The organism is Methanocalculus natronophilus (genome assembly GCF_038751955.1).
Lineage (GTDB): Archaea > Halobacteriota > Methanomicrobia > Methanomicrobiales > Methanocorpusculaceae > Methanocalculus > Methanocalculus natronophilus.
Window position 1 is genome coordinate 259,427 of record NZ_JBCEXH010000002.1, and the last position, 15,870, is coordinate 275,296.

Here is a 15,870-nt window from a genome sequence, read left to right on the forward strand (position 1 = left end):
ATAGTATCACCGCATCAGGCGGATCGCTTTTGCCATCCAAAATCCCGGGCAGGGGATCTCCGGCTACCCCCATAGAAGAGGAGATATGAGCGAAAGACCGGGGAGAATCCAGATGAGAAGAAGCAAGAACGCAAAAAAAAGCGTTACTCCCCTGACTGCAGCAATGACGCAGCTCCCCCCCTTGAGCAGACTGCGGGCAGGCTCACCAATCAGGTAGCCACCAGGTTTTGTAAACGCAATCCCGCACCCCCCTGCAATGGCTGCCATTGGTATCCCGCCATTTGGACCGGGGCGTTTTCGTGCATCACGCCTGAGGATCGAGAACGCGTCTCTTCCCCGTCCATAAACCCCAAACCAGCAGAGGAGGAGGCATCCGGCAATCCGTGCGGGAATATAGGAGAGGAGATCATCTGCCCTGGCAGGGAACCATCCAAGACGCTCCCGCTCATCCCGGTACCCGAGCATCGCATCCATTGTGTTTGCTGCACGGTAGAGTGCCGCACCCGGGAGGCCAAGGATGGCAAACCAGAAGAGTGGTGCGAGTATCGAATCCACCAGGTTCTCTGCGACCGATTCGTATGCCGCGGACCTGACCTCTTCATCCGAGAGTGTTTCGGTGTTTCGTGAGACCATCATCGAGGCTGCAGTCCGGCCGGCACCCGGATCAGTTGCCAGCCCCGCTTCAACTGAGCTGGCGTGTTCTTCCAGGGAGCGCCATGCAAACGTGGATTTTAAGAGGAACGGGCCTGCCAGAAGGTACAGCCACCATGGAGCGAACCACTCCACCAGGAGAAACGGCAGCGTGAAGAGGAGCGAAGTTCCAGCCCAGCAGATGATCCCGGCAAGCCTCTGGATGCCCGGCCGGTATACAGACGGGCGTCCCCACCACCCAATGACCCTGCCAATGAGGGCAACCGGATGAAAGGGTGTATGGGGATCACCAAGGCACCTGTCAAGTACGAGGGCTGCTGCCAGGACGAATGCTGGAATCAGGACGTATCCGGAGAACGGCATGCAATGACAATCCCGGCAAGCAGGAGCAGGACAATAAGCGAGGTTGCAAATGCGTCAACAGGAGCAAGGATCCCGCCCCGGAATGAGAGCCAGACCAGGTAGATGATACAGGCGATGATACAGGGGAGGAGTGCAAGGAGCGGGGGTTTGATTGTGGCAGAAGCATCCTCTTCCAGCTCATAGGTCTCAGCAACAGGTGCAGGCATCACCACCGGGCAGGCCTTGCTTACCACCGCCTTCAACCGTGCCGAGCGTGCCCCATAACCGGTGATAAGCTCCAGATCAAAGACTCCATCTCCTGATGAGTCGCGTATCGGGATCCGGTATTCCATATCACCGTCAATAAAGAGGTTTTCATGGAAGAAATCAGTATATGCCTGTCCGTTCTGCGTTCTGATCGTCGCATGGGTGGGAGAGCCATGGTTTTTCAGGTGGAGAACAAGATCACTCCCGGCATCAATTGGAGCCTCACGGGCAGAGAGTTCAACCGAGTTGACCCCACGCCGGTTCAGATGGGCAAGAACGATGGTCATATGGGCTGATCACCCCTCTTCTGGAACAGGTTCTGGAGGGAGGAGGTTTGGTATCCCCTCGTGAATCGGAAAGTCAAGGCTGCATGCATCACACCGGAGTGTGCCTTCAAGAACCTCTTCATCATTCTCTTCGGTTGCGGTCAGGGCGATATCGCCTTTGCAGACCGGACAGCAGAGAATATCCATAAGCCATCGTTTCATCGCTTTCTCCTCAGGTCTATTATTTGTGAGAGTTCCGGCCCTGTAGAGATGATTGTAACAGGGCGTCCCACATCCTCCTCTACCTGCCGGATGAAAACCTTTGCGGTTTCGGTGAGCTGACCATAGTCTGTTGCCCCATAGCAGGCAGGATCAACCCGGTCAATTCCGGTGACCGCAACCTGGGTGCAGCCGTTTATCATAGCCGAGTAGCGAGCCATAGCCCCGTCCCAGTTCCCGATCCTCCGCTCGCGATGGGTCACGGTGCCGTATTCGATTATACCTTTTTCATGAGACTGGTCAAGACTCATCTCAGTCGAGAACGGACCTTCACCGACCCGTGTCGGGAATGCCTTGAAGACAACGATCACATCGTCTATCCTGGTCGGGCCGACACCGCAGTCCGCTGCAATCTGGGATGCCGAGGTGTCTTTGCTTGTCACATACGGGTATGTTCCGAAATAGAGCGATATGCCAAAACCCTGGGTACCCTCGATGAGCACCTCCTCACCATTCTCAATTGCCCTGTTCACCTTCTCCGCAACATCGGTGATATATGGTGCAAGTTCCGGGAGATCCTTTGCCTGGCGCGACTGGCGAAGCACCCGATCCGAATTGGCAGGACCGCAGCCCGTCCCGGTGCTCCCGATCGTCTTCATCAGGTATTCGCTCGCCTGATCTCTCTCGATATGCTCCTCCTCGATGATTCCGCATCGTCCATCGATATAGGTCCTCTCCGAGGCATCAATTAGGTCAACCTCCCGAAGAAAAACCCTCGGATCCACCAGGACCCCGGGGCCGATACAGAGATCGGCTTTTTCAAAAACAAAGCCGGATGGAACCATCCGGACGCCAAATTCCTTCTCTTTGATCTTTACGGTGTGGCCGGCGTTTGGTCCGACACCGCCACGTGCTATAACTGTTGGATTGTCTTTATACGCGATATGGGCAACAATCTTGCCTTTACCCTCATCGCCAAAAAAACCACCCACAATAATTGTACAGGGCATAAGCGTATCAGTACCTTTCTGTTGAGAAAGGTGATAAAATAATCACCTTCAAACAAACCAGTCATTTTTCATGAGTATTTTTAACCATACGGAAACCATCAAGAACAGTGCTGGACAACAATAGAGGCAGATGAGGGAGAAAGATCTGCAGGAAACACCTGCCGTGGGGGAGCAGTCACTCCTGAAACGGTTTTGCGAAAGTTCGCATCCCGCAGTATCACTTGGCCGTGATCTCCTCTGGGTCGCCTGTGTTGTCGGAGGAGTGGCACTGCTGCTTTTTGCCGCATCCGGGACATGGCCCGCGGTTGTGGCTGTAGAGTCCGGGAGCATGCTCCCTGATATGCGGGTTGGAGATCTTGTCTTTGTTGCCGCACCTGATCGCTTTGGGCCGCTTGTCACATCAGCCGAAGGAGCAGAAACAGGGCATCTCTCATTTGGCAGTCCGGGAGATGTCATCGTCTTCAGGCCAAATGGCGATGATTCGGTCCATCCAATCATCCACCGGGCGATCATCAGGATAGACGAGGCTGAGGCTGAAGAGCTCCTCGAATTTCGTGATCCCCACGCCGGAATAGTCACAAAAGGCGACAACAACCCGGTGATCGACCAGCTTACAACCCATACGAATCTGGGCAGGATCGAGCCGGTGAAAGATGAATGGATCATCGGAAAAGCGGTCTTTGCAATTCCTCTCCTTGGGTACCTGCCCCTGCATATCGTGGAATTTGCCATAGTGATCATCGCCATCATTATCATCCAGGAACTCATTGCAGTTCGAAGGAAAGAGAAGAAGTAGGGAATCAATATGATAGAGACAAAACAACTGCTCGACGACTGCCTGGGAGGCCACCGGCTTACCCCTGAAGAGGCGCTTCATCTCCTGAAGACGACCGGACGTGAGATCTATCCCATCTGTCATGCAGCAGATCTCCTCCGTGAAGAGAAGGTCGGCAATGTCGTGACCTATGTGAGAAACCAGAACATCCATATTACCAATGTCTGCAAGAATCTCTGTGGGTTCTGTGCGTTTGGAAAGCGAAAGGATGATCCGGATGCATTCTTTGATGATCCGGAACGGATCCGGGAGAAGGTGAGGATCGCCTGTTCCAGAAACATCACCGAGATCTGTCTCCTCTCCGGCGTCCACCCCGACTATACCCTTGATACCTATGCAGATATCATCAGGACTGTCCGCGATGAGGCTCCCATGATCGATATTCATACCGCCAGTCCCGACGAGGTCGCCTTTATTGCAGAAAAAAGCGGTGTACCGACGACTGAGGCACTTGAAACGCTCAGGGAGGCTGGCCTTGGCACCCTCCAGGGTACTGCTGCTGAGATCCTGGTGGACGATGTCCGGAAGGTGATCTGCCCGGCCAAAGTCGATACCGCAACCTGGGTCCGGATCATCAGGGAGGCTCACCAGGCAGGCATCCGGAGCACCTCAACGATCATGTACGGATCCGCAGAGTCCCCGGCAGACCGGATCACCCATCTTCAGATTCTCAGGGAGATCCAGGACGAGACCGGCGGGTTTACCGAACTGGTTCCTCTCTCTTACCTGCACGATAATACAGAGCTCTACAGGCGGGGACGTGCACCAGCAGGTGCAACAGGCAGGGAAGATCTCCTGATGATTGCAGTCTCCCGCCTCTTCCTTGATAATTTCGACCATATTCAGGTGCCATGGGGTAAATTCGGCATCAAGCTCACCCAGATCGCACTTCTGTCAGGTGGAGATGACCTCGGGGGCACGATGTTCTCAGATGATGTCTCTGTCGAGGCAGGGGGATCAGAAGCAGGGTATCTTGATCCGGTGCTCATGAAGCATATCAGTGAGGATATCGGCAGGACCCTTATCCAGCGGACAACAAAATACGCCCATTTGTGAAGAGTTTGTGAAGAGATAGAAACCCCAACCCTCTGCGGTTTTTTTATGAACGGCACCAGGAAGAGCAGTAGCTGACGTTTTTTTCAGATAAAATAAAGGGGGAGAAGATTGGTTGGTATATGCCCGCACGGCACAGGAATAACTGATATCTCTTATGATACTGAAGGTGGCGTGCCCCCTCTGCTGCCGGACCTGTCCGGATGGGATCAATTGTGTATGGACATCCTTGTGATCGCCACTTGAGAGGTGTGTAGCCGGACACTATTGGTTGAAATTCATGCCTTGAATTCTGAAAAGTCCGCATACAGAGGGGGCAGGACGCACGCCTTCCGCAATGGATGGGCGATACCGGAATCACAGGGTATCCCGGTTGTCCATACATACCTTTGTTAATTAGGTTTAAAAAAGTTTCTCCCATTGCCGTGCATTGGTGCTAAGTGCGATGCCGGGCAATATCGAAATGGATTTATCCAGAAGACTCCATATCTACTAAAATGCCATCCCAGTCTGCTGACATAACGGGAATTACCGATCTCCTCAGGAAAGCACCGCGCGGCATGTCAGTCGGCGAGATAGCAGATGCCATTGGAATAAACAGAAATACCGCAGCCCGCTACCTGGATATGCTCCTTGTTGCCGGAAAAGTCGAGATGAGAACCTTTGGCAAGGCAAAAGTCTTCTTTCTCTCCCAGAGAATCCCGATCAGTGCAATGCTCAACACCTCTTCAGATCTCGTGATGGTACTCGACCATGACAGCCGTATCATCCTTGCAAACGATCCAATACTCTCCTTCTCAGGCACGCTGAAAGAGGATATCATCGGCAAAAAGCTGGAAGAGACACCGCTGTCTCTCTTTTCCCATCCAAGGCTGACAGAATATCTCAGTTGGAGAAACGGCAATCCTGAATCAGTCGATGTGATCCGGCTTTTGAGAGGAGATGATGAGTGCTTCTTCCGACAGAAGATCGTCACTACCGTCTTTGATGATGGCATCCCCGGCATCACGATGATTCTTGAGGATATCACCACCCAGAAGAAGGCAGAGGAGGCACTCCGGAGAAGTGAGGAGATGTTCAGGACACTTGTCTCGGATATCAGTGATGTGATCTGGGCGGCTGACGAGACCGGGGCTATCACCTATATCAGTCCCCGTTCAGAGGCGATATGCGGTTTCAGGCCTGAAGAGATGGTCGGCAGACGTTTTACTGACTTTATGCATCCAAAAGAGGTGGAATCATTCAGGCGGACAATTCATACTGCCATCCGGAACCAGAGAGCGTGGCCACTTGTTGAATGCAGTATCAGGAAGCCGGATGGTGAGAGTATTGCAATTGAATTATCAGCCAACCCGATCACCGTCACTGATGCAGACGAACAACTTCTTTTCCTCGGATACCGGGGAGTGTTCAGGGATGTTACCGAGAGAAACCGTGCAGTCAAGCACGTCCGCCAGTGGAAGGATTTTCTCAATTCCATTGTTGAGAATATCCCGGATATGGTAGCAGTTGAAGATCTGGACACCCACACACTTGTCTTTTTCAACCAGGCAGCAGAGGAGTTCATCGGGCTGCCCCGGGAGTTCCTGGTCGGGCAGAAACCTGATAAAATCTTTCCAAAGGAATTTGCAGAGGAATGGGCAGAGACAACAGCTGCTGTCATCAGATCGCAGGGAATTCATGAGGAGATCCAGCAGTACCCGCTCTCTCCCGGAGACGATGTGTTGATTCTGAAGACAAAAAAGATACCCATCTTCTCAAGCAGAGGCAAAATACGAAATATTCTTGCCATCACCACCGATATAACAGGGGAAAAAGCAGGAATTAATCAGGAAATCCAGCCAGACGCAGCCAAATGAATCCCGTCTCCCATGAGGGATAAAAATAAAGATATGGTGAACCCCGGCAATCCAGAATCTATATACAGTTTTAATAGCAACGTTTCCGTTATCACAGAGAGAGGCAATGAAGAGAGTTACGGCATGGCTTCCAACCAGGCAGATACCCTAGCCTCAGCTATCGACCCGGCGTCTGCTGATCGGGATTTTGAGTACTGTTTTTTTCAGGAGATCTTTGAATCCTCACCAGACTGCATCCTCCTCCTGGAGAACGGGAGTATCAGGAGGGCAAACGCAGCTGCAGGAGAGTTTTTTGGAATGGATACTGATGAGCTGAGGACAAAGACGCTTTTTGACCTCTCACCAGAATATCAGCCTGACAACGAGCTATCCGGCCAGAAGATGGAGCTCTACAGAACCCAGCTTGAGCGGGGGCCGGTCCGGTTCAGGTGGGTCTTTACTGCCGCAGGCGCACTGGAACGTACAGCGATTGTGACCTTAACTCCGATACGGGTTGGGAGCATCATACGGGTTATGGTGCATGCAAGGGATGTCACGCCCCTGCTCATTGCGCACCAGAAGATCGAATCGCAGTACCGGCTTCTTCAGATGACAAATGCCGTAATATCCGCAATGCATAGTGAGGAGAGTACACGGGAGGCCCTGAAGATCGTTGCAGATGAACTCGACAGTCTCTTTGGCAACATCGTGACTGCGGTCTATCTCATCTCTTCGGATGCAAAAGTAGCAGAATGTGCAATTCTCAGGGAAAATATCCCTGATTTTGAAGAGCTACGGGGCTACAGTACCATTCCTGTCCATAAAGAACCCTATGCAGAGGTATTCCAGAGAGGAAACCCTCTTTTTGAGGAGATCCGGGATCTTGAGACCCCCGGAATGACCGGTTTTGATGCGCTTGCAAAGCGGCATTCCCCAACCGCCGTTGCCATCATCCCCCTTGTCTCAGATGACCGGGTATTTGGATCAGTCAATCTCTTCTCAAAAGGCAGGGAGGGTTTCGATCCCGATGAAAGAGATCTGCTCGTGAGCATCGGCAGAGAGATCGGTGGAGCCATCCAGGCAGGTATGATGCGGGATGAACTGAAACAGACAAATGATATTGCCAATCTCTTCCTCGACATCCTTGTTCACGATGTCAATAATGCGCACAACACCATCGGTGGGGCACTTGAGCTACTCACTGGTGCAGGGGAAGACGAGAGAGAAACCTATACGAACCTGATCCAATCCGCACTTGATACCGCTGGTGAGATCCACCGGAACGTAATGACGATCAGATCCATCCGGAGAGGCGGAGATGAGAACCTGAAGCCTGTTGCGATCGATCCGGTGATTCAGAGGGCAGCACCCAGGGGAGCAGACATCAGGTTTACACAATCCGGAGCTGTCGTCTATGCCGATGAACTCCTCTCCGGGATATTCCTCAATCTCTTTGGGAACGCCCTGAAGTATGGGGGACCTGACGTGGAGATCCAGGTGACGGTGACACAGGATGATTCAAACGTCTTTGTCACCATCGCGGATACCGGCCCCGGCATTCCGGATCAGGAAAAAGAACAGCTCTTCTCCCGCCACCTGAGAATCGGATCTGAGAAGAAAGGGCTTGGGATCGGCCTCTATATCTGCTGGACACTGGCAGAGCGGTATGGGGGTACAATCCAGGTTGCAGACAGGATACCCGGCTATCCTGAGAAGGGATCGGCATTCATCCTAGCTCTCCGCCGTGCAGAGCCATGAGCGCAGACCAGTCTTCAGCCCAGGGGAGAGAGCCAGGGTTCCTTCCGGTTTCTGAGAGAGAGATGGAGAAGCTTGGGATTGATGCTATTGATATCATCATCGTCTCAGGCGATGCTTACGTTGATCACCCCTCGTTTGCCCCTGCCATACTCGGGCGGAACCTCTGGTCTGCAGGCTATACCGTCGGGATAATTCCCCAGCCCGACTGGCAGCGTGATGACGCGTTCCTTGCGCTTGGATTGCCCCGCCTCTTCTTTGCTATCGCCCCGGGAAATGTCGATTCGATGGTGAATGCCTATACTCCGAACAGGAAGCGGCGGAGCCGTGACGTCTATTCACCCGGCGGTGTCCTGAAGAGGCCTGATCGTGCCGGGATCGTCTATGCAAACCGGATCCGTTCTGCCGCACCCGGCTGCGGGATTGTGATCGGGGGGATCGAGGCAAGTCTCCGGCGGTTTGCCCATTATGACTACTGGTCAGACTCGGTCCGCCAGTCGATAGCAGCAGATGCGCCTGTGGATCTGCTCGTCTACGGGATGGGCGAACAGACGCTCGCTTCAATTGCGAGCCGCGTGAGAAAGGGATCTGCACTCCAGGCAATCCGGGATATCCGGGGAACCTGCTGGAAGATGCCGGTGGCTGAATTTCGATCTTTTACTACCGAAGATATGGTTCTCCTGCCATCCTATACAGACGTCAGGGAAGACAGACGACGATATGCAGAGGCATATGCCGCATATGCACGCGAGCAGGATCCCTTCAGGGGCCGGGCCGTGGCGCAGCCGCATCCAAAGACGGTTATCATCCAGAACCCGCCGGCATACCCCCCTTCCCCGGATGAACTGGATGCCATCTATAACCACCCCTTCACGAGATCCGCCCACCCATCGTATAAGGAGAAGATCCCGGCACTTGAACCGGTGCGGTACTCTATCGTCACCCATCGCGGCTGCTTTGGGAACTGCTCGTTCTGTGCCATCTCCCACCACCAGGGAAGAATAATCACAAGCCGGAGCGAGAGCTCAATTCTTTTGGAAGTTGAGCGGATCAGCAGGGCAAAGGGGTTCCGGGGTACGATCCAGGATATCGGCGGGCCTTCGGCAAACATGTACGGGCTCTCCTGCCCGGCATGGAGAGAGGAAGGAACCTGTCCGGACAGGGACTGTAAACCCGACTGCCCCTCTCTCTCAACCGATCATGGTGCACTTACGAGGCTCCTTGGGCATATCCGGGAGATGCCTGGAGTAAAGCACAGCTTCTGCGGATCCGGGATCAGGTTTGACCTTGCCCTGGCTGATAGATCAGGCTACCTCGAGGAGCTCCTTGGATACCATGTCTCAGGCCAGCTGAAGGTCGCTCCGGAGCATATCACAGGCGATCTCCTCAGGCTGATGAATAAGCCGGATAATGCTTCATTTGAAGCATTCAGAGAACGTTTTCAGCAGCTTCAGCCCGGGCAGAAGAGGAGGCAGTACCTGATCCCCTACTGGGTCTCATCCCACCCGGGATGCACCATCAGCGCTATGATCGATCTTGCCAGGTATATCCAGAAGACCGGCCTTGCACCCGAGCAGGTTCAGGATTTCACCCCTACCCCGATGACGAGATCAACTGCGATGTACCATTCGGGGATTGACCCGATCACCGGGAAGAGCGTGCATGTTCCCCGGGATCACGAGCGCCGGATACAGCGGGCATTCCTCAGGCATAGGGATCCAGGGAACCACGAACTCGTCCGTGAAGGGTTACGTCTCGCGGGCCGGGAAGACCTGATCGGCGATGGCGCAGATGCACTTGTCCCACCTGCCAAAAAAGAAACAGCATTATCCGGGAAGCGGGAAAAGAGAGATCATGTACCGGGTACTCATCGCGGTGGTGCTGCTCGCAGGTCTCGCCACCACGGGCGCAGCCGCTTCTGAGGCAGTTATTGGCGAAACGATCACCCTTGCCGGATCGGCAGCCGGAGCAGACAGGGTCTATCTCTTCATGATCGGGCCAAACCTTGATCGCGCTGGTGTTGCACTCCATGACCCGACACTCAGGGCAGCAGCAGGGCAGTTCACCGAGGTGCAGGTCCGTTCATCGGGACGATGGGAATACAGGTGGAATACAGGGAGGGCCGGTCTTGATCCGGCTACATACACCATCTTTGCGGTAAACCAGCCCCGTGACAGGCATAACCTCCATGGTGCCACCTACAAGACAATCCCGGTGACACTGAGAAGTGCGGCGCTCACGCTTGAGACCGGTGTTGAGAAGACCGGATCACTCCAGGTGACGGTTGAGCCATGGGGTGCCCGGGTGGAGATTGATGGTGGGTATGCCGGGGAAACCCCGCTTGCGATCCAGCTCCCAACAGGCGGGTATGCAGTTGACATCAGCTGCGAGGGGTACGACCCATTCGGGATGAATGTGACCATCTATGAGGGAAAAACAACCTCAATAATCAGAACACTCACACCCGTACCTGAGCCGGCACCTCTGCCGCCAGAAACCATTCCAGAGACACCTGAGGCTGCAGGATGGGGTGCAGCACTTCTTGGAGCCGCACTCTGTATCGGATACCGGATGAAGCCGTGACTGATCGCCTAAGCCCGCTGGGCATCAGCAAAAAAGCTATCGAGAAGCCGGTTCATATCAAGCCAGAGGACAAGACGGGCAACCTCTTCCTCTTCGCCTTCTTTTCGGATACGGATGATACCACGGAGATAATCGGCAACCTCGTCACCCAGCCCGTCTTGGGAGAGATCGATATCTGATTCTGGAACATGCATCACTGAATGGACATCGTCAACAATCATCCCGACGTTTGATCCCTGCGATGCTTCAGGAACAAGGACGATTATCTTTTGCTCACCATTAGTCTTGTCAGGGATTGATAAGAGATCGTTTAGCGAGAGTATGGTGGTTATCTCGCCCCGGAGGTTCATGATTCCCCTGATATAGGGCGGAGTCCTTGGGATCTCGGTGATCGGTTTCATCTCGACGATCTCACGGACGAGATGGATATCAAGTGCATACTCTTCTTTGCCAAGTTCAAACTCAAGAATCTCGATATACCCATCCATCTTCTATCACCTAATCCCCCAAAACCAGAGGAAACCCACACGCAGCTATCTGGTTATTGATATTCACCATCCATCTCTAATTAAAGTGTTCCCGGCAGAGCCGGGTTACTGAGCGGATATGAAGATAGAACCAATAAATTGTACCTGATCAATAAAGAGAGTGGAAATATATAAATAATCTCATTCCGTTTTTATTATTGGGATTTCCCATGCTATTGATACGTACGATTATCATTGCCGCAGCCGCACTGCTCCTTTGTGCGGTTGCAAACCCCGCAGCCGCCCAGATGATAGGCGGAGATGTGGGAATTATTGAGGTCACCTCAGACCCAAGTGGCGCCTCTGTAAACTACGGTGGCCAGTACGAAGGAACAACACCTCTTGATATCAGGGTGTATGCCACCGGAACACCGGGACAGCAGCTTGTCATCTCAAAATCCGGGTATAAGACCTACTCAACAACTGCTCCGCATCCTGGAGCTGGAGAGACAAAATACGTCCATGCGGTGCTTGAGCCTATTGCACCCACACCAACACCGGTCTATGACGGGTACTTCTCAATCACCTCCACCCCCTCAGGTGCAACGGTCCGGATTGACGGCCATTATGTCGGTACAACCCCGATCTCAAATCACCGGGTGTCGGGTGGAACCACCCATCGTATCCAGGTTGAGTATTCGGGTTATGAGTCATGGTCTGAGAGGATTACCGCCTATGCCGGAGAGACGACCCCTGTTCATGCTGCCCTGACACGGCGGCCGGAGCAGACCGGATCTCTTGCAATCAAGTCATCTCCATCCGGTGCTGATGTCTATGTTGACGGCTCCTATCGCGGCTATACCCCGATGACTGTTGGCAACCTCCATCCGGGTGCACATACCCTTGAACTCAGGCTTGCCGGATATGACAAGTTCTCCCAGACAGTCCAGATCTATGCTGGCCAGACGACAAGCAAGAATGTCGGACTCCAGCATAAATCTCCGAAAACCGGATCGATTGCGGTGAAGTCATTCCCATCCGGTGCTGCAATCTACCTTGATGGCAGCTATGAGGGAAACACCTACACCAATGATTACTTCGATATCATCGGTATACCTGCAGGTTCACACTCCCTTATGCTCAGAAAGCCCGGGTATGCTGACTACTCCACATATGTCTCAGTAACAGGAGGAGGCGTCAAATACGTCTCAGCAACCCTGAGCCAGCATCCCGAACCTGCAACGAACGGCAGGGTAAATGTCATGTCACAACCATCCGGTGCCGAGGTCTACATCGACAACCTCTTCCGCGGGTATTCACCGTTTGTTGTTCCCGACATTGCACCGGGCTCACACCCAATCACCCTGAAGGTCCCGGGATACAGTGAGTGGATGAGCACTGTCCAGGTCAATGCAGGAGAGACAGCCCAGGTATCGGCGACACTTACCCCAAAGCCTGCTCCACCACAGCCAACACCATCGGGAAGCCTCCCGGTAGCGGCTCTTGGAGCTGTTGCCATGCTTGGTATTCTCTTTATTGTTGCAAAGCGGAAGTAACCAGAAACACTCTTTTTTTTATAACTATCGAATCTTTTGGCAGTACTGAACACTATTCTGAACACAGTTTCCCTATTCGTTGCAATAGTCCTTCCATATTCCCGGGGTGGGAAGAATAAATACCTCATGCGACAGATCCCAAAAGAAGCCATGAGCATAACGCATACATCAGGGAGGGGTGCATACCGGCTTCTCGGGGAGTATGGGATCCGGGTGCCAAAGACCCGTTTTGCAGCAGACGAGGAGGAAGCTGTAGCCATTGCCGAAGAGATAGGCTACCCGGTTGTCCTGAAGATCGAATCCCCGGATATCCTCCATAAAAGCGATGTATCCGGGGTCATCCCTGGGATACAGAATGAGGCTGAGATCAGAGGTGAGTATCGGGATCTCATCTCCCGGGTCCGGGAAATGAAGCCAGAGGCATCAATTGCCGGTGTTGCAATTGAAGAAGAAGCGGCGCCTGGTCTTGAGATCCTCATCGGAGGAAGAACTGATCCTGCGTTTGGAAAGACGATCACCGTAGGCCTTGGCGGAACGCTTGTTGAGCTGATCAGGGATACCGCCATCAGGATTCTGCCGGTTGACGAACCAGAGATCCGATCGATGGTACGGGAGATTCGTGGATACCAGCTGATCAAAGGATTCCGTAATGAACCCCCACGGGACGAGGAGGCGCTTGTCCAGGCCATCAGTGCCATAGCCCGGCTCTTTTTGGATCACCCCGGCTTCTCCGAGTTTGATATCAACCCGCTGATCCTCTATGAGGATGGATTAATCGCTGTCGATGCCCGTTTCATCGCCGGAGCAGAGGATAAACCCGGCAAACAGGAGCACAGGCCACTTGATAGCGGGATCCTGAAACCTCAGTCGATTGCGGTTGTGGGTGCAAGTCCTGATCCACAGAAGATCGGCTATACCATAACAAGAAATCTCCTCTCCTTTCCAGGAGCGCTCTACCCGGTGAACCCAAAACATACCGGGATCCTCGGACGGAAAGCCTGGCCACGGATACCTGAGATCCAGGATGATGTCGATATGGCCGTGATTGCTGTGCCTGCTGGTGTTGTTCCTGACATTATCCGCGACTGTGTCGAGAAGAAGGTCAGGACAGCCGTTGTGATATCGTTTGGGTTCCGTGAGTCAGGAGAAGAGGGCAAGCAGCTTGAGGAGGAGATCGTCTCGATTGCTCGATCGGGCGGCGTCAGGATCGTTGGCCCAAACAGCCTCGGCGTCATGGTGCCCCCTCATGGTATCAACTCCACCTTCAGCCAGAGTGCAGCACAGGCAGGTCCTGTTGGGTTTATCTCCCAGAGCGGGGCTTTGATCACCACCATCATCGACTGGAGTGCTGAAGAGGAGATCGGGTTCTCTGCTGTGATCAGTGTCGGAAACCAGGCCGATATCGGGTTTGTCGATTATATCGATCTCCTGGCTGAAGATGAGGAGACAAAGGTGATAGTCCTCTATATTGAAGAGATCCGGGAGGGCCGGAGATTCTTTGATACGGTCATGCGGGTTGCAGAGAAGAAGCCGGTTGTCGCGATCAAATCCGGGCAGTCCAGAATCGGGCAGATTGCTGCTGCATCACATACCGGATCGCTTGCCGGCGATTACCAGACCTATAGGGCAGCGTTTCTGCAGGCAGGTGTTGTCCCGGCAGATTCGATCCGGCTGGCATTCCAGGTAAGTGAGATCCTCTCAACCCAGAGTCTGCCGTCCGGAGAGAGGGCAGTTGTGGTGACGAGTGCCGGGGGGTTTGCTGTTCTCTCATCAGACTATGCCGAGCGGAATGGAATCAGGCTCGTCGAACTCCCCGACTCCGTGAGATCAGAGTTTGATGAGATACTCCCGCCGGGATGGAGCGGACGAAACCCGATGGATATGATCGGTGATTCCACTGCAGGGAGATTTGCAAAAGTCTTTGATGTCCTTTTGAAAAACCAGGATTTCTGGGATATTGCAATCATCATCTCGGCACCGACTGCAATTGCCGATCCAAGGCATGTCGCACGTGAGATCATCCGCTTCTCAGAGCATACAGACAGGATGGTTCTTGCCGGGTTTCCGGGAGGCCAGTCGGTGCGGCCGGGGATGCAATTGCTCAGGAGAGGCGGTGTCCCGGCCTTTTCAGAGGTTGAAGACCTCTTCAGGTCAATCGGCGAGGTGCTTGCTGCAACCAGGAAGAGGCGCAGGGCTAATGGGTGAGGGGTGAGTTGAGGGCCTGCAGAAGATCCTCTTTTGTATTCACGACTGTTGAAGCCTGTTCAAGCATCAGGTTCACATGCTCGTGAGTACCGGCACACCGAAAGTCTGTTCGCAACGAGATAACCGGTATCCCGCGTGCATACGCATACCCCATCTCCCATGCGGTGCCCGAATCCGAATCAGCACCATCAATAATTGCTACCACACAGTCGGTCCTGTTCAGGGCTTCACAGTGTGTCTGGAAGATATCCCCCATCTCGTGGTGATGCCGGGATGCCGAATCGTCTCCCATCTCCTGCGGAAGGTACACCAGAAAACAGTGGGACGCAAGGAGATCACGAATATATTCGTTATACCTCCGCTCAGCTTCAGAGAAGAGAGGGGCAGCAAGGTAGACCCGGTACCGGGCGAAGTCATAGACATCGATTGCAGGAATCTCAGGCAATTCCGAGAGGAATGCACCGCGGTGACGCATTTTCTGGTCAGGACTGTACCAGGTGCTGTTGACACCACAGGTCGGGGATGAATCTGCACCGATGATACAGAGCGGCTCACCCTTCTCCATGATCACCCGGCGAACCCCTTTGAGAAGCTCGTCAAGATGTGATCTGAATGACTGGGTGTTCATCCGCTCCATATAGGTTGCAGGTTTTCTCTCTCTTCCAAAGAAGAGCGTCTCCGGGCAGGGAAGGGGAACCATCTCCAGCCCGAAAGCCCTGCACCGCTCCTGGCAGCGCTCATAGGCCCTGAGATCCTCCTCTGTTGTAATTCCTTCAGCCCGGAGCAGGGGATCGAGAATGCAGGGGGCGACCATCACGTACAT

Annotated in this window: 14 protein-coding genes; 8 read left to right on the top strand and 6 right to left on the bottom strand. The window is 53.6% G+C overall.

Annotated elements, in window-relative coordinates:
- Positions 1-63: 63 nt before the first annotated feature.
- The 4 genes from cbiB to ABCO64_RS03530 are packed head-to-tail and all read right to left on the bottom strand — an operon-like array spanning position 64 to position 2,755.
- Positions 64-1,014, bottom strand: a complete 951-nt coding sequence (cbiB, locus tag ABCO64_RS03515) for an adenosylcobinamide-phosphate synthase CbiB (RefSeq protein ID WP_253456261.1) — start codon at positions 1,012-1,014, stop codon at positions 64-66.
- Positions 990-1,547: a DUF7524 family protein gene (locus tag ABCO64_RS03520; protein ID WP_253456263.1), complete on the bottom strand. Its 558-nt coding sequence runs from the start codon at positions 1,545-1,547 to the stop codon at positions 990-992. Before ABCO64_RS03520 ends, cbiB begins: the two co-directional genes overlap by 25 nt.
- Positions 1,548-1,556: 9 nt before the next feature.
- Positions 1,557-1,748, bottom strand: coding sequence for a methytransferase partner Trm112 (locus ABCO64_RS03525; RefSeq protein WP_253456265.1), 192 nt, complete (start codon positions 1,746-1,748; stop codon positions 1,557-1,559).
- Complete coding sequence (locus ABCO64_RS03530; RefSeq protein ID WP_253456267.1) at positions 1,745-2,755, bottom strand: adenylosuccinate synthetase; 1,011 nt, start codon at positions 2,753-2,755, stop codon at positions 1,745-1,747. Before ABCO64_RS03530 ends, ABCO64_RS03525 begins: the two co-directional genes overlap by 4 nt.
- Positions 2,756-2,885: 130 nt before the next feature.
- On the opposite strand from ABCO64_RS03530, the gene ABCO64_RS03535 reads away from it, so the two are divergent.
- The 6 genes from ABCO64_RS03535 (at position 2,886) to ABCO64_RS03560 (ending at position 10,819) form a co-directional block, all read left to right on the top strand.
- Positions 2,886-3,551 carry a S24/S26 family peptidase gene (locus ABCO64_RS03535; RefSeq protein ID WP_253456269.1) on the top strand — a complete coding sequence of 222 codons (666 nt, stop codon included), beginning with the start codon at positions 2,886-2,888 and terminating at the stop codon, positions 3,549-3,551.
- A gap of 9 nt (positions 3,552-3,560) precedes the next feature.
- Complete coding sequence (gene cofH / locus ABCO64_RS03540; protein ID WP_253456272.1) at positions 3,561-4,646, top strand: 5-amino-6-(D-ribitylamino)uracil--L-tyrosine 4-hydroxyphenyl transferase CofH; 1,086 nt, start codon at positions 3,561-3,563, stop codon at positions 4,644-4,646.
- 494 nt (positions 4,647-5,140) lie between these two features.
- Positions 5,141-6,502, top strand: a complete 1,362-nt coding sequence (locus ABCO64_RS03545) for a PAS domain S-box protein (RefSeq protein WP_253456275.1) — start codon at positions 5,141-5,143, stop codon at positions 6,500-6,502.
- Positions 6,503-6,625: 123 nt separating this feature from the next.
- Positions 6,626-8,239 (top strand): sensor histidine kinase, encoded by a 1,614-nt coding sequence (locus tag ABCO64_RS03550; protein WP_253456278.1) that lies wholly within the window; start codon positions 6,626-6,628, stop codon positions 8,237-8,239.
- Complete coding sequence (locus ABCO64_RS03555; protein WP_253456281.1) at positions 8,236-10,158, top strand: YgiQ family radical SAM protein; 1,923 nt, start codon at positions 8,236-8,238, stop codon at positions 10,156-10,158. Before ABCO64_RS03550 ends, ABCO64_RS03555 begins: the two co-directional genes overlap by 4 nt.
- On the top strand, positions 10,091-10,819 hold the full coding sequence (locus ABCO64_RS03560; protein ID WP_253456285.1) for a PEGA domain-containing protein: 729 nt from the start codon (positions 10,091-10,093) through the stop codon (positions 10,817-10,819). The genes ABCO64_RS03555 and ABCO64_RS03560 overlap by 68 nt, the downstream gene beginning before the upstream one ends.
- 8 nt (positions 10,820-10,827) lie before the next feature.
- On the opposite strand, the gene ABCO64_RS03565 is transcribed toward ABCO64_RS03560, so the two are convergent.
- The gene (locus tag ABCO64_RS03565; RefSeq protein ID WP_253456288.1) at positions 10,828-11,307 is read right to left on the bottom strand and encodes a chemotaxis protein CheW; all 480 of its coding nucleotides are present in this window, start codon (positions 11,305-11,307) and stop codon (positions 10,828-10,830) included.
- Between the two features lie 209 nt (positions 11,308-11,516).
- On the opposite strand from ABCO64_RS03565, the gene ABCO64_RS03570 reads away from it, so the two are divergent.
- Together ABCO64_RS03570 and ABCO64_RS03575 are read left to right on the top strand one after the other, a co-directional pair.
- Complete coding sequence (locus ABCO64_RS03570) at positions 11,517-12,842, top strand: PEGA domain-containing protein (RefSeq protein WP_343089210.1); 1,326 nt, start codon at positions 11,517-11,519, stop codon at positions 12,840-12,842.
- A gap of 126 nt (positions 12,843-12,968) precedes the next feature.
- A complete protein-coding gene (locus ABCO64_RS03575) occupies positions 12,969-15,047 on the top strand; it encodes an acetate--CoA ligase family protein (RefSeq protein WP_253456293.1) in 2,079 nt (692 codons plus the stop codon).
- On the opposite strand, the gene ABCO64_RS03580 is transcribed toward ABCO64_RS03575, so the two are convergent.
- Positions 15,037-15,870, bottom strand: a complete 834-nt coding sequence (locus tag ABCO64_RS03580; protein ID WP_253456296.1) for a nucleoside 2-deoxyribosyltransferase — start codon at positions 15,868-15,870, stop codon at positions 15,037-15,039. The genes ABCO64_RS03575 and ABCO64_RS03580 overlap by 11 nt on opposite strands.